Origin of the sequence: Aeromonas sp. MdU4 (genome assembly GCF_041929505.1) — a bacterium.
Lineage (GTDB): Bacteria > Pseudomonadota > Gammaproteobacteria > Enterobacterales > Aeromonadaceae > Aeromonas.
In genome coordinates, this window is sequence record NZ_JBHFMW010000005.1 from 37,652 (window position 1) to 62,199 (window position 24,548).

Annotated in this window: 18 protein-coding genes; 9 read left to right on the forward strand and 9 right to left on the reverse strand. The window is 57.2% G+C overall.

The genetic code is table 11. From position 1 onward, the window contains the following. Positions 1-38 precede the first annotated feature (38 nt). The 3 genes from ACE1BR_RS03245 to ACE1BR_RS03255 all read right to left on the reverse strand — a co-directional run bounded on the left by ACE1BR_RS03245 (position 39) and on the right by ACE1BR_RS03255 (position 3,448). Positions 39-1,202: a trans-sulfuration enzyme family protein gene (locus tag ACE1BR_RS03245; RefSeq protein WP_374867572.1), complete on the reverse strand. Its 1,164-nt coding sequence runs from the start codon at positions 1,200-1,202 to the stop codon at positions 39-41. A 139-nt stretch (positions 1,203-1,341) separates the two neighbouring features. Continuing rightward, the gene (locus ACE1BR_RS03250) at positions 1,342-2,379 is read right to left on the reverse strand and encodes an isopenicillin N synthase family dioxygenase (protein ID WP_374867574.1); all 1,038 of its coding nucleotides are present in this window, start codon (positions 2,377-2,379) and stop codon (positions 1,342-1,344) included. A gap of 430 nt (positions 2,380-2,809) precedes the next feature. After that, positions 2,810-3,448: an NAD(P)-dependent oxidoreductase gene (locus ACE1BR_RS03255; RefSeq protein ID WP_374867575.1), complete on the reverse strand. Its 639-nt coding sequence runs from the start codon at positions 3,446-3,448 to the stop codon at positions 2,810-2,812. Between the two features lie 101 nt (positions 3,449-3,549). Here ACE1BR_RS03255 and ACE1BR_RS03260 point away from each other — a divergent pair, with 101 nt between their 5' ends. Then, positions 3,550-4,437, forward strand: coding sequence for a LysR family transcriptional regulator (locus ACE1BR_RS03260; protein ID WP_374867577.1), 888 nt, complete (start codon positions 3,550-3,552; stop codon positions 4,435-4,437). A 67-nt stretch (positions 4,438-4,504) separates the two neighbouring features. Here ACE1BR_RS03260 and ACE1BR_RS03265 read toward each other — a convergent pair whose 3' ends face one another. Both ACE1BR_RS03265 and ACE1BR_RS03270 read right to left on the reverse strand, forming a co-directional pair. Next, complete coding sequence (locus ACE1BR_RS03265; RefSeq protein ID WP_374867579.1) at positions 4,505-5,407, reverse strand: LysR family transcriptional regulator; 903 nt, start codon at positions 5,405-5,407, stop codon at positions 4,505-4,507. A gap of 95 nt (positions 5,408-5,502) precedes the next feature. Beyond that, the gene (locus tag ACE1BR_RS03270; protein ID WP_374867581.1) at positions 5,503-6,414 is read right to left on the reverse strand and encodes a LysR substrate-binding domain-containing protein; all 912 of its coding nucleotides are present in this window, start codon (positions 6,412-6,414) and stop codon (positions 5,503-5,505) included. A gap of 257 nt (positions 6,415-6,671) precedes the next feature. Between ACE1BR_RS03270 and metE the strand changes: the two genes are divergently transcribed. Further along, a complete protein-coding gene (metE, locus tag ACE1BR_RS03275) occupies positions 6,672-8,936 on the forward strand; it encodes a 5-methyltetrahydropteroyltriglutamate--homocysteine S-methyltransferase (protein ID WP_374867583.1) in 2,265 nt (754 codons plus the stop codon). Between the two features lie 191 nt (positions 8,937-9,127). Next, positions 9,128-9,877 carry a substrate-binding periplasmic protein gene (locus ACE1BR_RS03280; protein WP_374867585.1) on the forward strand — a complete coding sequence of 250 codons (750 nt, stop codon included), beginning with the start codon at positions 9,128-9,130 and terminating at the stop codon, positions 9,875-9,877. A 23-nt stretch (positions 9,878-9,900) separates the two neighbouring features. Here the strand turns inward: ACE1BR_RS03280 and ACE1BR_RS03285 are convergent, their stop codons facing one another. Then, positions 9,901-10,779: a LysR substrate-binding domain-containing protein gene (locus tag ACE1BR_RS03285; protein ID WP_374867587.1), complete on the reverse strand. Its 879-nt coding sequence runs from the start codon at positions 10,777-10,779 to the stop codon at positions 9,901-9,903. Positions 10,780-10,932: 153 nt separating this feature from the next. On the opposite strand from ACE1BR_RS03285, the gene ACE1BR_RS03290 reads away from it, so the two are divergent. The 4 genes from ACE1BR_RS03290 (at position 10,933) to pflB (ending at position 17,902) form a co-directional block, all read left to right on the forward strand. Continuing rightward, the gene (locus ACE1BR_RS03290) at positions 10,933-12,366 is read left to right on the forward strand and encodes a glycoside hydrolase family 1 protein (RefSeq protein ID WP_374867589.1); all 1,434 of its coding nucleotides are present in this window, start codon (positions 10,933-10,935) and stop codon (positions 12,364-12,366) included. Between the two features lie 216 nt (positions 12,367-12,582). Beyond that, on the forward strand, positions 12,583-14,343 hold the full coding sequence (gene ycaO, locus ACE1BR_RS03295; protein ID WP_374867591.1) for a 30S ribosomal protein S12 methylthiotransferase accessory factor YcaO: 1,761 nt from the start codon (positions 12,583-12,585) through the stop codon (positions 14,341-14,343). A 381-nt stretch (positions 14,344-14,724) separates the two neighbouring features. Further along, positions 14,725-15,573: a formate transporter FocA gene (focA, locus tag ACE1BR_RS03300; RefSeq protein WP_374867593.1), complete on the forward strand. Its 849-nt coding sequence runs from the start codon at positions 14,725-14,727 to the stop codon at positions 15,571-15,573. 46 nt (positions 15,574-15,619) lie between these two features. Then, entirely contained in the window at positions 15,620-17,902 is a 2,283-nt protein-coding gene (gene pflB / locus ACE1BR_RS03305) for a formate C-acetyltransferase (RefSeq protein ID WP_374867595.1), read from the forward strand. A gap of 562 nt (positions 17,903-18,464) precedes the next feature. Here pflB and ACE1BR_RS03310 read toward each other — a convergent pair. Both ACE1BR_RS03310 and ACE1BR_RS03315 read right to left on the reverse strand, forming a co-directional pair. Then, complete coding sequence (locus tag ACE1BR_RS03310; protein ID WP_374867714.1) at positions 18,465-18,899, reverse strand: YcgN family cysteine cluster protein; 435 nt, start codon at positions 18,897-18,899, stop codon at positions 18,465-18,467. 402 nt (positions 18,900-19,301) lie between these two features. Continuing rightward, positions 19,302-19,787 (reverse strand): cell division inhibitor, encoded by a 486-nt coding sequence (locus tag ACE1BR_RS03315; protein WP_374867597.1) that lies wholly within the window; start codon positions 19,785-19,787, stop codon positions 19,302-19,304. 229 nt (positions 19,788-20,016) lie between these two features. On the opposite strand from ACE1BR_RS03315, the gene ACE1BR_RS03320 reads away from it, so the two are divergent. Both ACE1BR_RS03320 and ACE1BR_RS03325 read left to right on the forward strand, forming a co-directional pair. Continuing rightward, complete coding sequence (locus tag ACE1BR_RS03320; protein ID WP_374867599.1) at positions 20,017-20,214, forward strand: DUF4250 domain-containing protein; 198 nt, start codon at positions 20,017-20,019, stop codon at positions 20,212-20,214. A 374-nt stretch (positions 20,215-20,588) separates the two neighbouring features. Continuing rightward, positions 20,589-23,063: a glycogen/starch/alpha-glucan phosphorylase gene (locus ACE1BR_RS03325; RefSeq protein WP_374867601.1), complete on the forward strand. Its 2,475-nt coding sequence runs from the start codon at positions 20,589-20,591 to the stop codon at positions 23,061-23,063. Positions 23,064-23,131: 68 nt separating this feature from the next. On the opposite strand, the gene ACE1BR_RS03330 is transcribed toward ACE1BR_RS03325, so the two are convergent. Then, positions 23,132-24,514: an SLC13 family permease gene (locus ACE1BR_RS03330; RefSeq protein WP_374867603.1), complete on the reverse strand. Its 1,383-nt coding sequence runs from the start codon at positions 24,512-24,514 to the stop codon at positions 23,132-23,134. Positions 24,515-24,548 lie beyond the last annotated feature (34 nt).

The window sequence follows — 24,548 nt, forward strand, 5'->3', positions numbered from 1 at the left end:
CGTCGCGATTTGGCGGGCAAGTGAAACATGCCTTCTGGCTAGATCTGCGCCAGCGCAGCGGCCAGATCGGCGATCAGATCGTCGGCATCTTCCACCCCGATGCTGAAGCGGATGAGGTCGTCATTGACCCCGGCGGCGAGGCGGCTCGCCTCGTCCATGGCGGCGTGGGTGGTGCTGGCCGGATGGCAGGCCAGGCTCTCGAGATCGCCGAGGCTCACCGCCTGCACGAACAGCTGCAGGTTGTCGAGCAGGGTGGCGCAGCGCTCAAACCCTCCTTCAAGTTCAATGCTCACCATGCCGCCAAAGCCGCTGGCGAAGGCGCCGAGGGCATCGTGGCCCGGATGGTTGGCAAGCCCCGGGTAGATCACCTTCTTCACCGCCGGATGGGCGGCCAGAAACTCGGCCACCTTCTGCGCATTGTGCAGATGGGCATCCATCCGCAGGGGCAGGGTCTTGACCCCGCGCTGCAGCAGGTAAGCCTCCTGCGGGCCGATGGGGGAGCCGATATGCTTGAGGGCCACGGTGCGGATGGACTTCATCAGCGCGTGAGATCCCGCCACCACCCCGGCGATGATGTCGCCGTGGCCGCCCAGATATTTGGTGCCGCTGTGCATCACCACGTCTACCCCGAGCTCCAGCGGACGCAGCAGATAGGGGGTGAGGAAGGTGTTGTCACACACCGTAATGGCCCCCACCTTGCGGGCCGCTTCCACCACCACCCGCGGATCCACCACCTTGAGGGTGGGGTTGGTCAGGGTTTCGAACAGTACCACCTTGGTACCCGGGCGGATATTGGCCAGCAGATCCTGATCGCTCTCGTAGGCGGTGACCTTGATGCCGGCGCGGCTGAAGGTTTGCTTGAGAAACGCATCGGTGCCGCCGTAGAGCGGGCCGATATAGGCCACCTCATCGCCGCTGTCGGCCAGGGCATACATGATGGCGCTCACCGACGCCATGCCGCTCGCTACTACCAGCGCCTCATCTGCCCCTTCGAGCGCTGCCAGCTTCTGCTCCAGCTCGGCAGTGGTGGGGTTGCCAAAGCGGCTGTAGATAAAGCCGGGGGCCTGACCTGCAAAGCGCTCCTTGCCCGCCTGGGCGTTGAAGTAGCTGAAGGTGCTGCTCTGGTAGAGCGGGGTGGTGAGGGCGCCGGTCTGTGGGTCGATCCGCTGGCCGCTGTGTACGCTCATGGTCTTGAATTTCATCGTGTTGCTCCGTGATGGCCAGGCTCTGGCCATGACTGGTTGTGTTTTGTCGTTCATTGCTTGTTGTTCGTTGTCAGGGCGGGTATATCCATGCTGCTTGTGGCTCATGCATATACCCGCCTGCGGATCTTTGCGCTGCTTAGGCCGGTATCGCTTCGCTTTCAGTGCGCGGGAGGCGAGCAGGTTCCACCGGCCCATAGTGACGCGCTGCTACATCCGGGTGGGAGCGCAGCCGCCCCTTGAGTACGTTTTCCCCAACCTGATAGAAGAGCGGGTTGGTCGGGTCACTCTCCGGCCCCTGCGCTGCCAGCGCAGGGGAGAGGCTGAGCAGTGGCACGGTGGCATCGAGCCGCGCCGCCATAAAGAAGGCGCAGGAGAGGCGTGAGACGCCGGGCGGCGGGCTCACCACCCGATGCAGGGTCGCCTTGAGATAGCCGTTGGAGGCCAGCTCCAGCAGCTCGCCGATATTGACCACCAGCGCTCCCGGCAGGGGCGGCGCGGAGATCCAGCCGTCGGCCGTCTCGACCTCAAGCCCCGAGTGATTGTCCTGCATCACCAGCGTCAGGTAGCCGGGATCCTTGTGGGCGCCGACCCCCTGACTGCTGCCGCCCGCCTCTTGTCCCGGGTAGTGAATGAGCTTCATGTGCTGGTAGGGGGCGCCACGAATGCTGTCGTCAAACACTCCGACTGGCTGTTCCAGTACCTCGGCAAAGGCGGCGAGCAGGGTGATGGTGATATCGCTCAGCCGCTCCTGCCACGCCAGCAGGTGATATTTCATCTCGGGCAAGGCGGTCGGCCACTGGTTGGGGCCGATCAGCCGCTGCCAGGGTTCACGGATCTGTGCCGAAGGCAGGGTCTGCGCCTCATTCATGATATCGAACTGCTCGCGCAGGTCAGGCTGCTGGCGGGTCAGCTCGGCGCCGACCCGGTTGTAGCCGCGAAAGTGGGGGTTGTTGACCATCTGCACCGCCAGCTTCTCCTGCTCCGGCAGGGCAAAGAAACGCTCTGCCAGCGCCAGGGTTTCCCGCTGTTCGGTCTCGCTCAGACCGTGTCCTGTCAGATAGAAAAAGCCTACATCGCGAGCGGCCGCAGCCAGCCTGGTCAACATAGGGCGACGCATCTCGGGCGCCCCGTTGAGGGCAGCCAGATCGATGATCGGCAGTGGTGAATGTTCCATGTGCACCTCCTCACTCTTTCGTTATCTCTGGCGTCATCTCTTCTGCTGCCTCTAGTGCGGGCAGGCCTGATGAGCGGCAAACGGGATGGCGCGACAGCACGGCGGTATGCGCTTGCGGTGTGGTGCCATCTGGAATGAAGGGGATGCTACTGTTCGGTGTTATAAGACGGAAACAACAAATTATTCTTAGTTATATACAAAATTCGAAATGGAATTCGGCGCCTGATGGGCTGACGGTTTTTTGCGCAGTCATTGAGGGGTAAAGGGGAAATGATGAGGGGGATAGTGATAACCAGAGGCAAGCTGCCAGCGGCAAAAATGGCCAAAACAGAAGGGAGGCGGATGCCTCCCTTCTGTTTGCGCGGGTGTTCACCTGACTAGGTGCACAGGCGAGTGACCGCGCATTCTGGCCTTAACCGACAGTGGGCTCTCAGTAACCCAGGGTAAAGCGCTGGCGCAGGTGAGCCGGTTTTTCCACCTCGTTCAGCACGCCATCGGCCAGATCGCCAACCGTGATTCCGGCAGGTTGTTCGCCGCTAAAGAGCACCTGATCGCCCCCCATGCGATAGCCGCCGCGCTTCTCGCCCGGTTCGAGGAACACCGGGGGAGAGACAAAGCGCCAGTCGAGGGCGGTTTCACGACGCAGGGCGGTGAGACCGTCGCGGGCGGCCAGGGCTCCCTGTTGCCACTCGGCCGGAAACTCCGGTGTATCCACTAGCTGCACGCCGGGGGCGACTTCCAGACTGCCGGCACCACCGACTACCAGCAGCCAACTGTTGGCCGCTTTGGACGCATCGACAATCGCGTTGGCGCCTTTGAGGTACTGGTCGTAGATATCCGGCGCACTCCAGCCCGGGTTGTAGGCGCTGATCACCCGATCGTGCCCCTTGAGCACCTCGGCCAATGCCTGCGGGTTTTGGGCATCCACCGCCACGGCGGTGACCTGCGGATGGGCGGCCACCTTGCTGACATCGCGGACGATGGCGGTGACGTGATGGCCGCGGCTGACGGCCTCGTTCAGGATGGCTGAACCGACAAAACCGCTGGCACCGATCAGGGCAATCTTCATGGGAAACTCTCCTTCGCTGTTGGAATGGGGCTATCCTACGCCGCCAGTTATGATTTAATAATCACCTCAAAAATGCATTCACTTATAATCTGGGTTTAATAATGGAACAGCTCAGACGTTACGCTATCTTCGCCGCCGTGGTGGAAGCGGGCAGTATGACCGGTGCGGCCAAGTCTCTTGGCATGACACCCTCCGCCGTCAGTCAGCATATCAGCCAGCTGGAGAGCCTGCTCGGGCTGCCCCTGCTCCATCGCTCCACCCGCCGCCTCAGTCTCACCGAGGCGGGAGAGGTGGTGTGGCAAGGGTGCCGAGCGCTGCAGCAGACGTTGAGCGAGACCGAGCTGCGTCTTTCTGAAGTGCGCGACGCCCTGCTCGGTGAGGTGCGGATCACTGCGCCGGTGGGGATGGCGGGCCAGCCGCTGGCACTGGCCCTCTCGCCGCTGCTGCAGGCCCACCCTGGCCTCACTATCCAGATCATCGCCGACGATGAGAAACGGGATCTGATTGCCGAGCGGATCGACGTGGCGCTGCGGGTTGGCACTTTGCCCGACTCGACTCTGGTGGCCCGCAAACTTGGTCAGACCCGGATGCTGCTCTGCGCCGCTCCCGCCTATCTGGCGCGCAAGGGGACGCCGCGCACGCCCACCGATCTGGCCACCCACGACTGGCTCTGTGGCGACATGTTGGGCAGCGGTTTATTGCTGCTGGATGAAAAGGGGGGCGAACACAGAGTGAGGTTCAAGGCCAAGGTACTGTGCAATAACGTGTTACCCCTACGCCAGTTTGCGCTGGCGGGGCAGGGGATCTCGCTGCAACCGGAAGGCGAAATCAGTGAGGATCTGGCACAGGGGCGCCTGCTTGAGCTGTTACCCGGCTTTCGGGTTGCACCGATGGAGATCCACGCCATCACGCCGCAGCGAGAGATCCCGGAGAAGGTGAGGCGGGTGGTGGAGGCACTGCGTAACTATTTCGGTATGACCAGCCCTTGAGTGACATCTTGCAGGTGCAACATGCCAGCCTGACGGTTGGTGGGCGCTTTTTAACTGTTAAGGTAGCTTAAAGTAAACTGACGGCCTGTACCTGCTGTTTGAACCAATTCAGCCCTGCATCCTGATTGGCGCTCTTGTGCCAGCTCATATAGACAGAGCCATCTTCCGAAGGCCAGGGGAGGGGGTAGCTGGCCAGTTGCAAGCTAGGGCCCAGCATATCCATATGCCACTGGCTGGCGACGCAAAGCAAATCGGTACGACTCACCAGATGGAGTGCGCTGAGCAATGAGTCACTTTCGTAGGCGATCTGGCGCGGTGGCAGCGGCGACTTGGTCAGGGTGTTGAGCAGCAGATTGTCGAGCCGTCTGGCTTGCAGCACCACATGTTTTTCGCTGAAAAAGGCATTCATATCGGGGGCTTGGCGGATCCTGGGATGATCCTTGCGACAGGCGATGCGCAGTGCTTGCGACATCAGCTTCACATTTTCGATACCCGGCTCAGTCATCGGCTTGATTGCCAGCACCAGATCCACGCTGTGCAGATAGAGGCTGTTCTGGCGCAGCGCTTCGTCCTGTACCTGGGTATTCCACTCCAGCTGACAGTTGGGGGCTTTGGTTTGCAGCAGGTTGTTGAGTTCCGGCAAGAAGAACAGGTCGATATCGGGAACTCCCGCGATGCGAAAAGTGCGCCGACTGGTTTGGGGATCAAAGAGATCCGTGCGTTGCAGGCTGCGCTCTATGTCGTGCAACGGCACCATGATCTCGCGGTGCAGGCTCAATGCCCGCGCCGTGGGGATGATCCCGCGGCCCTGACGGACGAACAGCGGTTCGCCCACCAGTGCAGTGAGGCGACTGATGGCCTGACTGATAGCAGAGGGGGTCATCTCCATCATCTCGGCAGCGGTAGTGACACCGCCATAGCGGATCACGGTGTCCAGGACACGAAAGAGGTTGAGATCGACTTGCGACATGGCTGACACCGTTAAGCACCATTAAAGAATCAGGATACGGCTTTGCCCTTTGCGAGGCCAGCATTGCCTGTCTGTTCTGTGATATTCAGCGGCTCTCAGCCGTTGCCCATCTTGCTGCGAATGCGTTCGAGCAGGCTTTGCAGACACGTTTGCTCCCGGTCGGCACTGCGCACCGCGCCATACATATGGCGACGAATACCGTTTCCGAGGGGGCGGGAGCAGAGCATCCCCTGCCTGACAAACTCCTCGCTGGCCCAGCGTGGCAAGGCGGCGACCCCGAGCCCGGCGGCGGCCATTTGCAGCATCACCGAGGTGTTGTCTACCGGCTTGCAGCGGGCAGGCTCCACCCCGGCGGGTTGCAAAAATCGGCTGAAGATGTCCATGCGGGCACGCTCCACAGGGTAGACCAGCAATACCTCCCGCTTGAGATCTTCCGGCACTATGTGGTGCTGGTGACAGAAGGGGTGATCCGGCGCCATCACCAGGGTGAGGTCGAAGGCAAACAGTGGCTCGAAGTGGAGATCGCCGCGCGCCTGCACGTCCGAGGTGAGCAGCAGGTCGAGTTGGCCGCCGAGCAGGGCTGCAAGGGCATCGAAGCCGGGTACCGACTCCACTTCCAGATCCACCCCCGGCCACTGGCGGCGAAAGTCGGGCAGCAACGGCAGCAGCCACTGGATGCAGCTGTGGCAATCGAGAGCCAGATGCAGCCTGCCTGCATCGCCGCTATGCAGGGCGTGTAGCTGCCTCTCGGTCTGGGCCAGCGCAGGCAGCACCTGACGGGCGAGGCCGAGCAGCTGGCTGCCTGCCGCGGTCAGCACCAGCGGGCGACTTTTGCGCAGGTAAAGCTCCAGATTGAGGCGGGTCTCCAGCTCTTTCAGCTGATGGGAGAGGGCGGACTGGGTGAGGTTGAGGGTGAGGGCTGCCCCAGCCAGCGAGCCCTGCTCGGCCAGTGCGCAGAGCGTTTTCAAATGCTTGATCTCTATCCCTGAATTGCTTGGCACTGCCATGAGAGGGCTCCTTGTGGTATTTCGTGTCGCTCTATTTTTGTTCTGGGACGTGGCTGCACCGCTGGTTCCTGCTGCAACCAGCCTCGGCATCCTTGCTGTACAGCTGATCGCAGGTCAGTTGAGAATTTTTTGAGGGCCACTTGAAGAGGATTCAATAGCCAGCGCCACCTTATCTTGTCATTTTGGATGTGTAAACATCTGGATGGCCAAATCATCCAGTTTTCCCATCAGATGAATGAGCATAAGGAAATGGACCTATGACACGAGCACACACCCTGGGCTTCCCCCGTATCGGCGCCAAACGCGAGCTGAAATTTGCCCTCGAATCCTACTGGCGTGGAGAGACCACTCAGGCGGAACTCGTTGCCGTGGGCAAGACGCTGCGCGAGCGTCACTGGTTGGCGCAGCACGCTGCCGGGGTTAATCTGCTGCCTGTGGGGGATTTTGCCTGGTACGATCAGGTGCTTGGCACCAGCCTGCTGGTGGATGCGGTGCCTGCCCGTCATCGTCATGGCGAGACCGATCTCGATACCCTGTTCCGGGTCGCCCGTGGTCGTGCGCCGACGGGCCCAGCGGCGGCCGCTGCCGAGATGACCAAGTGGTTCAACACCAACTACCACTACCTGGTGCCCGAATTTAGCCGCGATCAGCGCTTCAAGCTGGGCTGGAGCCAGTTGTTTGACGAGGTTGAAGAGGCCAAGGCGCTGGGGCTGCCGGTCAAGGCTGTGCTGCTGGGGCCGGTCTCCTACCTGTGGCTTGGCAAGGAGAAAGAGAGCGGCTTTTCGCGCCTTGAACTGCTCGATCGCTTGCTGATCGTCTATCAGGAGATCTTGGCTAAACTGGCCGCGCAGGGGGTGGAGTGGGTGCAGATCGACGAACCGGCGTTGACGCTGGACTTGCCGGACGAGTGGCGGCTGGTCTACCTCAACGCTTACGAGCGTCTGGCCGGTCCCTGCAAGCTGCTGCTTACTACCTATTTCGGCTCGGTGGCCCATCAGCGCGACATCATCACCAGCCTGAAGGTGGATGGCCTGCATCTGGATCTGGTGGCCGCCCCCGAGCAGTTGGAGACGCTGGTGCCGCATTTGCCAGCCCAGTGGGTTATCTCGGCCGGAGTCATCAATGGTCGCAACGTCTGGCGTGCCAACCTCGCCAAGCTGGCACCGACTCTAAAAGCACTGAAGGATAAGCTCGGCGAGCGGTTCTGGGTGGCCTCCTCCTGCTCCCTGCTGCACAGCCCGGTGGATTTGACCCTCGAATTGGATCTGGATCCCCAGACCCGCAGCTGGTTCGCCTTTGCCCTGCAAAAATGCTTCGAGCTGGGACTGCTCAGAGAGTATCTGGATGGGGGCGAGCTCGACAAAATCACCGCCTACAGCCAGCCCATCGTGGATCGGGAGTCCGACAGCCGGGTGCACAAGAAAGCTGTGCAGTCACGGCTCGCCAGCCTCACCAACAGCGATTTCGAGCGTCACAGTCCCTATCCGGTCAGGGCCCAGCTGCAGCGCTCGGATCTCAAACTGCCGCTGCTGCCCACCACCACCATCGGTTCTTTCCCGCAGACCTCGGAAATTCGGGTGCTGCGTCAGGATTGGCGGGCCGGTCGCATCGATGACCGCGCCTATGAGGCGGGCATTCAGGCTGAGATCCGCGATGCCATCGAACGGCAGGAGGCCATCGGGCTGGACGTGCTGGTGCACGGCGAGGCCGAGCGCAACGACATGGTGGAGTATTTCGGTGAGCTGCTGGATGGTTTTGCTATCACCCGTTTCGGCTGGGTACAGAGCTATGGCTCCCGCTGCGTCAAGCCGCCGGTGATCACCCGTGACATCGACCGCCCGACCCCCATGACCCTGGCGTGGACCCGGTTTGCCCAGAGCCTGACCGACAAGCCGGTCAAGGGGATGCTGACGGGCCCGGTGACCATCCTCTGCTGGTCCTTCCCGCGGGAAGATGTGAGCCGCGAGCAGTCTGCCCTGCAGATTGGGCTTGCCATTCGCGACGAAGTGGCGGATTTGGAAAGCGCGGGCATCAAGATCATCCAGATCGATGAACCGGCGATCCGCGAAGGGCTGCCGCTGCGCAAGCAGGATCACCAGGCCTATCTGGACTGGGCGGTGCGGGCCTTCCGTCTGAGTGCCAGCCCGGTGGCGGACAGCACCCAGATCCATACCCACATGTGCTATAGCGACTTCAATCTCATCATCGAGGCGGTGGCGGCGCTGGATGCAGACGTGATCACCATCGAGACTAGCCGCAGCCAGATGCAGCTGCTGGAAGCGTTCGAACGCTTCAACTACCCCAATGAAATCGGCCCGGGCGTCTACGACATCCACTCGCCGAACGTGCCGAGCCAGAGCTGGATTGAGGGGTTGCTGCGCAAGGCGGCCAGGCAGATCCCGGCCGAGCGGCTGTGGGTCAACCCGGATTGCGGCCTCAAGACCCGCGGCTGGGAAGAGACGGAAGCCGCTCTCAAAGTGATGGTCGATGCCACCAGGGCGCTGCGGGCCGAGCTGGCGTAACCGGCAAGCCGTGACCGCCATCGATAAGGTGGCGTGCTGACAAACTAACGGGAGAGGGGAAGCCAGTGTTTCCTCTTTCTTTTTATGTTCGCCACTTTTTCGCTGGTCACTGTTTCGTATGCACCGAAACCTTGCCGTAGCCCGCTTTGCACTAGGATCAAAGTTGGCAGGTGTGGATGGAGTTCGCGGCCATGAGAGTCGGAGTGCGTAGTGCAATCCTGTGGGGTTTGCTGCTGTGGCAGAGTGCATGGGCGGCGTCGGCGGAAGAGTTGAAGATGGTCTATTTTGACGACTTCGCTCCATATTCGTGGCGTGACGAACAGGGCAAGATGCGCGGGCTGATGATCGATGTGATGGATCTGGTTGCGAAGGAGATGGGGATCCGGGTCAGCCATAGCGGATATCCCTGGCAGCGGGCCCAGAAACTGGTGCAAGCAACGCAAGCCGATGGCTTTGTCACTATTGCGACCCATGAGCGGCGTACTTACACCCTGGTGGTAGAGCAGCCGGTCACTATTACCCGATTAACGCTGTTTACCCGACGAGATCACCCGGACATAGCGGTGTTTCAACATGCTGATCGATTGAGTGCGTTCAGCGCCTATACCTTTCTCGACTACTTCGGTAATGGCTGGGGCAAGGAGAATCTGGCCAGTTTCAAGGTTCACCATACCATCAACGTCGACAACGTTTTTAAAATGCTGGCGGCGGGGCGAGGGGACTTGATGGTGACAGACCCCTTGGTCGCGCGTTTCAAAATCAACCTGTTGGGTTTGTCCGGTAAGGTGGTTGAAGTGCCACTTCTGCTTGAATCGACCCCGTTTAATCTCTGTATTGGCAACCATTCCCGTTTTAATACCCGGGTGAATGAGTTCAATCACACATTGCAGAAATTGCGTCAAAGCGGTGAGCTGGCACGTATCGAAGCCCGCTATCGTTGACAGCTCCACTGACATCAACGCGTTTATTCTGGACAAATCTTTTCTTGCTCCATTTGTGAGATCGTCGCCCAGAAAGCCTCGATCAGCGGCCCGTTACTGTGGGGCGGGCGAATAAGACCGATTGTCCAGCATGCTTCGTTCTCCATCAGCGGCAGGGTGAGCACATCCGGGTGCTCGATGGTGGTGGAGGAGGGCACCAGGGTCCAGGCGATCCCGGCCGCAGCAGTAGCCACGCCAGCGGCGAAGTCATTGACATACTGGATACCCTGAAAGCGCAGTCCGCTCTGGGCCAGATAGTTCATCAGGTGATCGTAAAACGACGGTGCCTTGTCCCGGCGCAGGATCGCCAGCGGTTTATCCAACAGATCTGCCAATCCCCTCACATCTCGATAGCTGGCGGGCAGCACGGCGACGAAGTGGGCCCGTTCGACCGGCATGGCGTGCCACCCCTTGGGGGCGGGCAGGCGGCAAAAACCTAGATCCAGCTTGCCCTCGCTCAGCGCCAGCAACTGGTGGTGGGTGGAGAGATCGTTGAGTTCTATGGTCACCTGCGGCCGTTCGGCACGAAAGCGGGCGATGGCGGCGGGTACCAGCAGCTTGGTAGCGACGCCAAAGCCGATGCGCAGGATCCCCAGATTACCCGCCAGCACATCGCGGGCGGTGCGCGAGAGTTGCTCGCTGGCCGTCACCAGCGAGCGAGCATCTTCATAGAGGGCTCGCCCCAGCACGGTGAGACGGGTGGTGCTGGAATTGCGCTCGAACAGTTCGCCGCCCAGCTCCTCCTCCAACCGCCGGATCTGCTTGCTCAGCGCCGACTGGGTAACATGCTGGCGTACCGCCGCCTGGCCGAAGTGCAGTACCTCGCCCAGGGTGACGAAGGCCTTTAGATCCCGTAGCTCCACAGTGGCTCCTTCATTCCTTATGGGAATATTGAATGGTCATATTTGTCATTGGACGGAATTTTAGAACTGTTCGATGCTATTGCCAATTCAATTGGGTGCCGCTAGTCGGCGCAATCAAGGTGGTCAGAGCCGCCGCAGAAGGAGCAACACCAGATGCATCACCACAAGTTCAACGACTTCCCGAGCGATTTTCTGTGGGGCGCCGCCTCTGCCGCCTATCAGGTGGAGGGGGGCTGGAATGCCGATGGTAAGGGGCCCTCGGTGTGGGATCTCTTCACCAAGTTGCCGGGCAAGACCTTTGAGGGTAGCAACGGCGATGTGGCGGTAGATCACTACCACCGCATGGAGGAGGACGTGGCGCTGATGGCCGAGATGGGGCTCAAGGCTTACCGCTTCTCGGTGAGCTGGCCGCGCATCTATCCCACCGGTCGGGGGGAGGTGAACGAGGCGGGTCTTGCTTTCTACGAGAAGCTGATCGACACCCTCTTGGCGCACAAGATAGAGCCGGTGCTGACCCTCTACCACTGGGACTTGCCGCAGGCGCTGCAGGATGAGTACGGCGGCTGGGAAGACCGACGCATTATCGAGGATTTCGAGCGCTACTGCGTGACCCTCTATCAGCGTTTTGCCGGCAAGGTGAAGTACTGGGTGTCGCTTAACGAGCAGAACTACAACCTGACCAATGCCTATCAGCTCGGCACCCATCCGCCCGCAGTGCAGGATCGCAAGCGCTTCTTCGCCGCCAACCATATCGCCTTTCTGGCCAATGCCCGGGTGATCAAGGCGTTTCGCCAGCATGTGCCGAACGGCCTCATCGGCCCGAGCTTTGCCTATTCCCCTGCCTATCCGGCGTCGTGCGACCCGAAAGATATGCTGGCTTACGAGAATGCCGAGGAGTTCAACAACCTCTGGTGGCTGGATGCCTATTGCTTTGGCCGCTATCCGCAGGCGGCGCTCGCTTACTTACGGGAAAACGGCGAGGCGCCCGAGATCCTGCCGGGCGATTTGGAACTGCTGCGCGAAGGGACGCCCGACTATATTGGCGTCAACTACTACTACACCCTGACCTACACCGATAACCCTCTGGGTGGTCAGACCCTGCAGCGCATCAACACCACCGGCAAGAAGGGCACTACGCCGTCCAGCGGCATTCCCGGCCTCTACAAGACGGCGCCCAATCCGCACCTTGAGACCAGTAACTGGGACTGGGCTATCGACCCGACCGGGATGCGCATCGCGCTGCGTCGTCTCTCTTCCCGTTACGGCTTGCCGCTGATGATCACCGAGAATGGCCTCGGCGAGTTCGACAAGCTGGAGGCGGGCGACAAGGTGAACGATGAGTACCGCATCGACTATCTGCGCAGCCACGTCAAGGCGTGCCAGGAGGCGATGCAAGACGGCGTCGAACTGCTCGGTTACTGCGCCTGGTCGTTCACCGACATCCTGAGCTGGCTCAACGGTTACCAGAAGCGCTATGGCTTCGTCTATGTGGATCGTGATGAGCAGGGCGGGTCACTTCGCCGGATCAAGAAAGCGAGTTTCCACTGGTACAGCCAGGTGATAGCCAGCCAGGGCAAGCAGCTCTGACGATGTATCGCTTCGCGTAACAAGCGGGCCCGGGCAATCCCCGGGCCCGTTTGCTTTGGTTGCCATCTTTGACCGAGAGAGGAGAGGGCGCTGGAGTCTGCGGGCGTCGGAAGTGGGGCGCATTGCTTACCGTTTACTGATTTTGTCCTGCCAAAGCCGCTGACCCCTGCTATTATCTGCGGCCAAACATGAGCCAATAAAAATCAGGATATCGTGATGACTGACCACACTTTTATTCCCGGCAAGGACGCGGCGCTGGAAGACTCCATCGAACGCTTCCAGACCAAGCTGCAAGCTCTGGGCTTTGATATTGAAGAGGCCTCCTGGCTCAACCCCGTGCCGAACGTCTGGTCGGTGCACATCCGGGACAAGGAGTGCTCCCTCTGCTTTACCAACGGTAAGGGTGCCAGCAAGAAGGCGGCACTCGCCTCAGCCCTCGGTGAATATTTCGAGCGCCTCTCCACCAACTACTTCTTCGCCGACTTCTATCTGGGCGAGCAGGTAGCGAACGGCGATTTCGTTCACTATCCGAACGAGAAGTGGTTCCCCATCGAAGGGGATCAGCTGCCAGCCGGTCTGCTCGACAGCTTCACTCGCAAGTTCTACAACCCGGATGGCGAAGTGACAGCGGAGATGCTGGTGGACCTGCAATCTGGCAACGAGGAGCGCGGCATAGTCGCGCTGCCGTTCGAGCGCCAGTCCGATCACGAGACCGTCTACATCCCGATGAACATCATCGGCAACCTCTACGTCTCCAACGGCATGAGCGCCGGTAACACCAAGACCGAAGCGCGCACTCAGGCGCTCTCCGAGGTGTTCGAGCGCCACGTGAAGAACAGGATCATCGCCGAGGCCCTGAGCCTGCCGCAGATCCCGAGCGAAGTGATTGCCCGTTACCCGGGGATTGCCGCCTCCATCGCCGCACTGGAAGCCGAAGGCTTCCCGATTTATAGCTTCGATGCCTCGCTGGGTGGCCGCTATCCGGTCATCTGTGTGGTGCTGCTCAACCCGAACAACGGTACCTGTTTTGCCTCCTTCGGAGCCCACCCGCGCTTCGAAGTGGCCTTCGAACGCACCGTAACCGAGCTGCTGCAGGGTCGTGGCCTCAAAGATCTCGACGTGTTCGTGCCGCCGTCATTCGACAACGATCAGGTGGCGGATCACCACAACCTCGAGACCCACTTCATCGACTCCTCGGGCCTTATCAGCTGGGATCTGTTCAAGGAAGAGGCTGACTTCGAGTTCGCCGATTGGGACTTCCGCGGTACCTCGCAAGAGGAGTTCGATCACCTGATCGGCATCTTCCACGAGCTGGAACAGCCGGTCTATATCGCCGACTACGAGCACCTGGGCGTCTATGCCTGCCGCATTCTGGTGCCTGGCATGTCCGACATCTATCCGGCCGAAGATTTGCTGCTCGCCAACAACACCATGGGCGCCCACCTGCGTGAGACCATCCTGGCGTTGCCCGGGCTGGAATGGGATGCCGAACAATATATGGCGTTGTTTGATCAACTGGATGAAGAGGGGCATGACGAGCGTACCCGTGTGCGCGAGCTGCTCGGCATCGCCGCCGCCAAGGGCACCGCTCTGCATACCTTGCGCGTCGGCGAGCTGAAAGCCATGCTGGCGCTGGCTGCCGGTGAGCTGGAGACGGCGATGGATCTCATCGACTGGACCATGGAGTTCAACCAGTCAGTCTTCACTGCCGAGCGGGCCAGCTACTACCGTGCCCTGCGTGCCTGTGTCGAGCTGTTCCTGGACGAGGAGCGGGATCCGGAGCAGTATCGTGCCGTCTTCACCCGCATGTATGGCGAAGAGACGCTGGCCCAGGCGTGGGCCCATGCCAGTGGCGACGAGCGTTTCCACGGACTGGAGGCGGCTGACTTGTCGCTTGCCCAATTCCCGCTGCATCAAAAGCTGCTGGCGGCCTACGAGAAGCTGCAAACAGCCAAGCGAGCCCACCACTGGGTGTAATCGTTGCTGTAGAGGAAGGGGCCGTGTGGCCCCTTCTGTTTATTGTGTGGCAATGTTGGGGATTGTTATTCAAAGATGAAATAAAAAACAAAAAATACCCCTAATGGGGTTGATAAGAGAGTCAAGAGTGTGCTGTTGGGCTGCAAAGATATCTTGCCAATACCAGCTTTCCATGCATGCCAATAAATTCTTTAAAATCATTGTATTAAAAATATGGCATTTCTGTTTCAGCTGAAACCTGGTGTAAACTGGCGCAGCCGTTGCACTAAAAAATTTGTAGTAAAATTACATTCGCAGTCTGATAAACTTGATCGATGTCAATTTTGGCCATTTGGGCCTTTGTTATGATTTCAACAGGCAAAACATTCAGGTAGATAATAATTGAAAGCTGAATCCCCATTCGATTGTCTCAAGCCCGAAGCCATCGCTGCACTGGCTGAAGACATCACCTATGCCAAGGCTACCAAGCCGGCATACAAGGTCATTCCACTGGCCATCACCGCAGGCGCTTTCATCGCCATCGCGTTTATCTTCTACATTACTGTTACTACCGGTACCGGCTCCATGTCCTGGGGTATGGCCAAGCTGGTTGGCGGTCTCTGTTTCTCTCTCGGCCTTATTTTGTGTGTGCTGCTCGGTGCCGAGCTGTTCACCTCCACCACCCTGACGCTGGTGGCCAAGGCTGCCAATCGCATCAGCTGGGCGCAACTGCTCAAGAACTGGGGTCTGGTCTACTTCGGTAACCTGATCGGTGGTCTGCTGATGGTTGGCCTCATCATCATGTCGGCGGAATATACCGCGGCAGATGGCCAGTGGGGTCTCAATGCCCTGAAAGTGGCTCAGCACAAAATTCACCACACCTTCTTCGAAGCCGTTGCATTGGGTATCCTTTGTAACCTGATGGTGTGTCTTGCTGCCTGGATGGCCTTTGGTGCCCGCAGCGCGACTGACAAGGTAGTGGTTATGCTGCTGCCAGTTGCCATGTTCGTTGCCGCAGGTTTCGAGCACAGCATCGCAAACATGTTTATGATTCCGGTTGGTATCGCTATCCACAGCGTGGCTAGTCCGGAATTTTGGCAGGCCATCGGCCAGGATCCGGCAACCTTTGCTGACCTGACCGTATCCAACTTCGTCCTACACAACCTCATCCCTGTTACCATCGGCAATATCATCGGTGGTGGCGTGATGGTTGGTCTGACTTACTGGTTTATCTTCCGTCGTCATCATTAAGGATGATTGCGGGATACTACATCAATACCGTGTGAGGTAATGAAAAATGGCAGAACTTAACGAACAGTTCCAAAAAGCATGGGAAGGCTTCGCGGCCGGTGAATGGCAGACCTCTGTCAACACCCGTGACTTCATCCAGAAGAACTACACCCCGTATGAAGGTGACGAGTCCTTCCTGGCTGGCGCGACCGAAGCTACCACCAAGCTGTGGGACAAGGTCATGGAAGGCATCAAAATCGAGAACCGCACTCATGCGCCGGTCGATTTTGATACTGACCTGCCCTCCACCATTACCGCACACGATGCCGGTTATATCGATCAAGGTCTGGAGCAGATCGTTGGTCTGCAGACTGACAAGCCGCTGAAGCGCGCCATCATCGCCAACGGCGGTATCAAGATGGTTAAGACTTCTTGCGAAGTGTACGGTCGTCAACTGGACCCGATGGTCGAGAAGATCTTCACCGAGTACCGCAAGACTCACAACCAGGGCGTGTTTGACGTTTACACCAAAGACATCCTGAACTGCCGTAAGTCTGGTGTTATCACCGGTTTGCCGGATGCCTACGGCCGTGGCCGTATCATCGGTGACTACCGTCGTGTCGCTCTGTACGGTATCGACTTCCTGATGGCCGACAAACTGGCCCAGTTCAAGTCCCTGCAAGCTGACCTGGAAAACGGCGTAAACCTGGAAGCCACCATCCGTCTGCGCGAAGAGATCTCCGAGCAGCACCGTGCCCTGGCACAGATGAAGGTAATGGCTGCCAAGTACGGTTGCGATATCTCCGTACCGGCCAAGAACGCCAAAGAAGCCGTACAGTGGACCTACTTCGCCTACCTGGCGGCAGTCAAGTCCCAGAACGGTGCAGCCATGTCCTTCGGTCGTACCTCCAGCTTCCTGGACGTGTACATCGAGCGTGACCTGCAGAAAGGTCTGATCACCGAGCAAGAAGCCCAGGAGCTGATGGACCACATGGTCATGAAGCTGCGTATGGTTCGCTTCCTGCGTACCCCGGAATACGATTCACTGTTCTCCGGCGACCCGATGTGGGCTACCGAGACTCTGGCTGGTATGGGCGTTGATGGCCGTACTCTGGTCACCAAGAACAGCTTCCGTATGCTGAACACCCTGTACACCATGGGCCCGTCTCCTGAGCCGAACCTGACCATCCTGTGGTCCGAACAGCTGCCGATCGGTTTCAAGAAGTACTGCGCCAAGGTATCCATCGAGACCTCTTCTGTTCAGTATGAGAACGATGACCTGATGCGTCCGGACTTCAACAACGATGACTATGCCATTGCTTGCTGTGTGTCCCCGATGGTGATTGGTAAGCAGATGCAGTTCTTCGGTGCTCGTGCCAACCTGGCCAAGACCATGCTGTATGCAATCAACGGCGGTATCGACGAGAAGCTCAAGATCCAGGTCGGTCCTAAAACTGACAAGGTGACCTCCGAGTTCCTGGACTATGACGATGTCATGTCTCGTCTGGATAGCTTCATGGATTGGCTGGCCAAGCAGTACGTTGCTGCGCTGAACATCATCCACTACATGCACGACAAGTACAGCTACGAAGCCTCTCTGATGGCGCTGCACGACCGTGACGTATATCGCACCATGGCGTGTGGTATCGCGGGTCTGTCAGTTGCAGCTGACTCCCTGTCTGCCATCAAGTATGCCAAGGTCAAGCCGGTTCGTGACGAAGATGGCGTTGCAGTCGACTTCGAAATCGATGGTGAGTACCCGCAGTTCGGTAACAACGACGAGCGCGTTGACGATATCGCCTGTGATCTGGTTGAGCGCTTCATGAAGAAAATTCAGAAGCTGAATACCTACCGCGGCGCTGTTGCTACCCAGTCTGTTCTGACCATTACCTCTAACGTGGTATATGGCAAGAAGACCGGTAACACTCCGGATGGTCGCCGTTCAGGTGCTCCGTTCGGCCCGGGTGCCAACCCGATGCACGGTCGTGACCAGAAGGGTGCCGTTGCTTCCCTGACTTCCGTCGCCAAGCTGCCATTCGCTTACGCTAAAGATGGTATCTCCTATACCTTCTCCATCGTTCCGAACGCACTGGGCAAAGACATGGACGCTCAGAAAGCCAACCTGGCTGGCCTGATGGACGGTTACTTCCACCACGAATCCAACGTAGAGGGTGGTCAGCACCTGAACGTGAACGTGATGAACCGTGAAATGCTGCTGGACGCCATGGAAAACCCGGAGAAATATCCGCAGTTGACCATCCGCGTATCCGGTTATGCCGTTCGCTTTAACTCTTTGACCAAAGAGCAACAGCAAGACGTCATCACACGTACCTTCACCGCCTCTCTGTAATCGAGATTCAGTGAGTAAAACCGGCGCCAAGGCGCCGGTTTTTTTATGCGTGTGATTTAGGGGGAATGGATCTCTAGAGCAGCCCCATAGTGGCCACAAAGATTGTCATGGGATATTTGAACAGGGCCAAGGTGCAACAATTCACCAGGATTGACCTTGGCACGGTCTGTAATGCGATCATGATTCATCCACGCTTTATCACTCAATAGGGCGGTGGCTTTGCCTGTCATTGTGTCACTGTCACGCGCTAGGCCACGGCGAACAGGCTCAGTCTACGGGTGAAAGAGACGCCATCGCGGGTAGAAAGCAATATCCATAAGCCTGTGGTTATGGAATCATTCTCTGTCTCTGTCTCTGTCTCTGTCTCTGTCTCTGTCTCTGTCTCTGTCTCTGTCTCTGTCTCTGCCAATGTGCAAGTCTGCTGTTGGGAGGAGGGGGCTAGGCTTGAGCCTGCCAGATATGTGTGGGCTTTAGCCAACCAAGCTACCATCCCTGTTTGCAGAAACGACAAGGGCCGCACTATGTGCAGCCCTTGCCTCTAGAAAATGGTTAGTTGAGCACGTCAGCTGGCCCAGGTAATGATGTGATCAATCCACTCACCAGCCTGATCTTCGTGAATGACCTTGCCACGAACGGATTGACCTGCCTGATGCATGGCGGAGCGACTGCCGGTCAGCAGAGGATGCCACTCTGGCAGCGTGTCACCCTCCGCCAGCAGGCGATAGGCGCAGGTAGAGGGGAGCCAGTCATATTCAGCAATCTTGTCATGGGTGATCTGCAGACAGTCAGGCTCTATTTTGAAACGATTGGGATAGTCAGAGCACTGACAGGTCTTGGTGTTGAGCAGGTTGCAGGCGACATTGGTAAATACCAGTTCGTCGGTATCCTCATCGATCAGTTTGTTGAGGCAGCATTTGCCACAACCATCGCAGAGGGATTCCCATTCGGACTCAGTCATCTGCTGCAGACTCTTGGTCTGCCAGAAGGGGGCTTGCATCATACCGCTCACTTAATACACCTGATAAAACGCGTGGTTATACCCCTTGTTATCCAGTATTTCAAGGAGAGGGTTACTCAGGTGGGAGAATTGTCATCTTCAAGTCACACCAGGTACTACTCACAGTGTCTTCATGTTGCCCAAATTGACTCGCCTGCTAGCAATAAAATATGCAGGCTTCAATGTCTGTTCGGCATGATTAACCAGCTTATGTTTTTCTTTAGTATCAGTTACATATGCTAATTCAGTCTGTCTGCTTGCAGCAAGAAAGGCCAAATGACCTCCGGTGCCTGTCCTCAGGCTGTGCCACGCCTGTTTCTCAGATAAAACATCGCGGTGCATGTTGTTGGTCAATCTGCCACGGCGAGTTGGAGGGGCCTGTATGAGCGTTCGTTTTTTGTCTTAATGATTGAGATAGATATCTTGCTCTGCATAGGCCAACTGATGTGTGCCAAGGTTACTCCGTTTAGTGCCAAAGAAGCGCGTCAGTACGCCAGATTGTTGCCCCAGTCGCTGCAGCTTGACGTGATCCAGCTCGATCTGCTCGGGTAGCCAGGTAAACACAGCAGCGCAGTGACCATTGCCCAGGCTGCGTTCCAGGGTTTGCTGCCAGTTCTTGATTTTGGGGCTGTGTACCACCAGCACTCTGTTGGGATCGATGCCTCGCTCTTCAAGGTGGCTTGCTGTGGGGCGCCCCGGCGGGGCGATCAACAAGATCCAGCCGGCATGAGAGTCACCCAACTTGCTCAGCTCGCTGAGAAACTGATCATTAGCCTGGATAGTCACACCATAATGAGCCGATTCAGCTTTACAGGCGGTTCTGGTTGGCCAGGGGTTGCTCATGACACGATTCATCGCAAAGGGCAGTGAGTGCAGAGGCTGGTTCATATATGTTTTCCTGTATGAATATCCAAGCTGTATGCACATACAGTAGTTCTATCCTGAGGCAGTGACAAGGTGTTTTTGCTGAGAAATGTGATGAAGTTGGCAGGAGATGTTCATAACTTCATGTTTTTAAATGTTATTTAATCTAAGTTTTACTGTGTGTTTTTCATGCTATGGACAAAACCCGTGGAACGACCCATGGTTATACAGGTCATTTAAAGGAGGTGCCGCTATGGATATCAGTACCTTGCAGCGTCTGGATGCCAACATATTGTTGGGCATCATCAATGAGAAACTAAGGCTTGAGTGTGACGGGCTGGAGGAGTTGCTGGCCTATTACGATATGAGTGAAGAGCTGTTGGCGGGGCGTCTGGATCAGATTGGGTACCACTATGACCCATTGAGTAATCAGTTCAAGCCATATCCTTGAGGATGAAATGATTGCTGCATCTTTATACGATAATTTACCCGGCGCATTGAAATCGGTTTCAATACGCCCTTTTAGTGTCTATTTTCAATGGTTTTCAAGGCTTGGCAATCTCTGAAAACCTATTCATGTCATAATATTTTCATTTTGACATTAACGCCATGATAATAAAGGAAATGTTTGTTCTTATGTGATCAGTTAAAGGAAAGGGTTTTCAAGATTTTAAGGCTGTTTTTATCGGTTAAAGTGTGACTTGCGTTAACTTTTAATTCTGTGGCTTTAGTTAGTATTCTCACGCCGGATATATTTTGAGATAACAACAGCGCCGGTCCCGCTAGCGGGATAACAATTTTATTTGTAACGAAGGAATATGGTTTATGGCTACCAAGAAGAAGACAGACCAGGATCTCCAACTGGATAAAGATCAGCTCAAGGCGAGTATCGTGCGTCACCTGCGTTCTACCTTGGGTACAAGCGAACAGAAAGCCTCTCCCGAAGCGTGGTGGAAAGCTACCGCTGCGGCCGTCAATGAACAGGTGTACGAGCGCCTGACCCGTACTCAGCAGACTCATTTCAAGAAAGATACTCGTGCCATTCACTATCTCTCTGCTGAATTCCTGATGGGGCGTCTGACCTCCAACAACCTGCACAACCTCTCTTTGTACAAGACCTGTGAAGAGGCTCTGGGTGAACTCGGTCTGGAACTGACCGACCTGTGCGAACAAGAGCCGGACATGGCTCTGGGCAACGGTGGTCTGGGTCGGTTGGCTGCCTGCTTCATCGACTCGCTGGCCACCCTGAACTACCCGGCGGTTGGCTATGGTATCCACTACGAACACGGCCTGTTCCGTCAAGAGATCCAGGATGGCCGTCAGATTGAGCGTCCGGACTCCTGGCGTGAATATGGCAACCCGTGGGAGATCTGCCGTCCCGAATCAGTGCAAGAAGTACCACTCTACGGTTATGTCGAGACCGTGTTTGGTGACAATGGCGGCCTGAAAAAGGTATGGCACGCCGGTCGCAAGATCAAAGGGGTGCCTTGGGATATCCCGGTTGTTGGTTTTGGCGGTCACACCGTCAACATCCTGCGTCTGTGGGAATCCCGTGCCTCTGAATTTTTTGACTGGGACGTGTTTAACGCTGGCGGTTATATCGACTCCCAGGCAGAGAAAGCCCAGGCTGAAACCATCTCCAAAGTGCTCTATCCGAACGATGAGACCGATGCAGGTAAAGAGCTGCGTCTGATCCAGCAGTATTTCTTCTGTGCTTGTTCCATCAAGGACATCATGCGTCGCTACAAGCGGGTGCATGGTTCTGATTTCAGTAACTTTGCAGCGCAGATTGCCATTCAGCTCAATGATACCCACCCGACTGTTGCCATTCCGGAACTGATGCGGGTGCTGGTGGACGAGGAGGATTTGAACTGGGATGCCGCTTGGGCTATCTGCTATCAGGTGTTCTCTTACACCAACCACACCTTGCTGCCGGAAGCGCTGGAGAAGTGGTCGGTCAGTCTGTTCGAGAAGGTGTTGCCTCGCCATCTGGAAGTGATTTACGAGATCAATGCCCGCTTCCTGAGCGAGTTGGTCGAACCCAAATGGCCAGGTAACGACGCCATCAAGGCCAAGCTTTCTATCATCGAAGAGGGTGATGTGCGCAAAGTGCGCATGGGTAACCTGTGTGTGATCGGCTCGTCAAAAGTGAATGGCGTCGCCGAGATCCACTCCAAGCTGGTGAAAGAAGATCTGTTCCCCGAGTATGCCGAACTGTGGCCGGAAAAAATGTGCAACGTCACCAACGGGGTTACCCCGCGTCGTTGGCTGCTGGCCTGTAACCCGGAACTGGCTGCACTCTATAACGAGGTGGTGGGCAAGGAGTGGCCGCTGCAGCTGGACAAGCTGCGTGGAGTAGTGAAGTTTGCTGATGACAAAGCGTTCCAGAAGCAGTTCATGACCATCAAGCGTCACAACAAGGAGAAACTGGTCAAAGTCATCAAAGCCGAAACCGGCATCGATGTCAGCGCCGAGGCGATCTTTGACGTTCAGATTAAGCGTCTGCATGAGTACAAGCGCCAGCAGCTGAACCTCATCCACATCATGGCGCTCTATCGTCGTCTATTGGCCAACCCGGATTACGACATGCATCCGCGGGTGTTTATCTTCGGTTCCAAAGCGGCACCAGGTTACAAGCTGGCCAAAGACATCATCTACGCCATCAACAAGCTGGCAGAGCGAGTCAATAATGACGCCCGTATTCAAGGCAAGCTGAAGGTGGTGTTCATGCCGAACTACCGCGTGAGCCTGGCCGAGAAGCTGATCCCAGCTGCTGATGTCTCCGAGCAGATCTCCACTGCAGGTTACGAAGCCTCCGGTACCGGCAACATGAAGATGGCATTGAACGGTGCTATCACTATCGGGACTCTGGATGGGGCCAACATCGAGATCGCAGAAGAGGCGGGAGCTGAAAACTGCGCCATCTTCGGTCTGAACGTGGACGAGGTGAAGGCACTGAAGGGACGTGGCTACAACCCGTACGACTTCTACTATGCTAACTCAGAGTTGAAAGCCGTGCTGGATTGGTTTGATACCGACTACTTCACGCCGGGTCGTCCGGGTGAGTTGGCCTCCATCAAGCGCTCCTTGCTGGAAGGGGGAGATCCTTACCTGACGCTGGCTGACTTCCAGTCCTACTCGGATGCGCACAAGCTGATCGATACTTGGTATCGTGATCCGGCACTGTGGGCGAAGAAAGCCATCATCAACTCGGCCACCATGGGCAAGTTCAACTCTGACCGCTCCATTCAGGACTATGTGGATCGGATCTGGGATCTGAAGGCTTGCAAGATAGGTTAATCAGATACAGAGATGACAAAACCCCCGCAATGCGGGGGTTTTTGTTTAGTTAGCAGGCATGAGGGTAATCAGAGAATGTCACCGACAAAGTAGGCTAGCAGCGCTAACAGCGCGGTAAACACCAGATTCAGGGACATTCCTGCTTTCATCATCTCTTGCTGGCGGATGTGACCACTAGCAAAGACGATGGCATTGGGCGGGGTGGCAACCGGCAGCATAAAGGCGCAGGAAGCCCCGATAGCGATCAAGACCGCCATCACGATAGGGGAGACGCCGAGAGCCTCCGCCACACCGGCGAACAGCGGTATCAGCAGGGCAGCGGTGGCCGTGTTGGAGACCAGTTCGGTCAAAAACACCACAAAAGCGGCCAGCATCAACAAGATCACGAAGATATTTGCGTGGGAGAGCACGGCTGACAGATGTGCAGCCAGAAAAGCGCTGGTACCGGTCGCTTTGAGAATGGCGCTCAAGGTCAAACCGCCGCCAAACAACATCAGTACGCCCCAGTCAGTGTTCTGGTTCACATCGTCCCAGCTGGCAACGCGGCTGACGACGATGGCCACGATAGCACCCATGGCAATCAGGGTATCGAGTTGCGGGATACCACCAAAGGCATTGGATATGGGTTGTGAACCGATCCAGAGCACAACGGTAGTCAGGAAGATAGCCAGGGTGACTTTACGCTCGCGAGTCCAGTTGATGGTGACATCCTGGATCTCGACACGGTGACTAAGTTGCGGACGGGTGACCAGATAGAGCAGGGCAATGCCGCAGGGCATCAGGATCAGTACCACCGGAATGCCGAACTTCATCCAGTCGGTGAAGCCGATCCCCATCTGGGCGGCAGCGATGGCGTTGGGGGGACTGCCTACCAGAGTACCGATGCCGCCGATGCTGGCGCTATAGGCGATGCCAAGCAGAACAAACACAAAGGTGGCACGATCTTTCTTGCTATCGAGGCGGGTCAGCATACCGATAGCCAGTGGCAGCATCATGGCGGTGGTAGCGGTGTTACTGATCCACATGGACATGGCGGCCGTGATGGTAAAGAGCAGAATGACGCCCCAACCGAGATGACCGTTGGCGAAGTGCATCACCTTGCCTGCCATCAGGGTATCCAGCCCCTGTTTGGACAGCGCAGCTGCGAGAGCAAAACCACCGAAAAACAGGAACAGGATCGGGTTGGCGAAGTCGGTAAGGGATTTGCTCATGTCAAATACCCCGAGCACGGTGGCAAGCAGGGGGACGAGCAGAGCGGTGATGGTGACATGGAGGGCTTCGGTCAGCCAGAGAATGGCGATGAAGACCAGAATGCCCAACCCCTTGTTGACCATGGGATCAAACGGGAGCCAGGCCAGCATGGCACAAAGTAGCAGGACATCCAGGATGACGATCCCTGATTTGATGTCCAGCCAGCGAGACGGAGCAGAGGGTACAGCCGATGTGTGCATATTGTTCTCTCGGTTAATTTATGGTTGTTTTTGT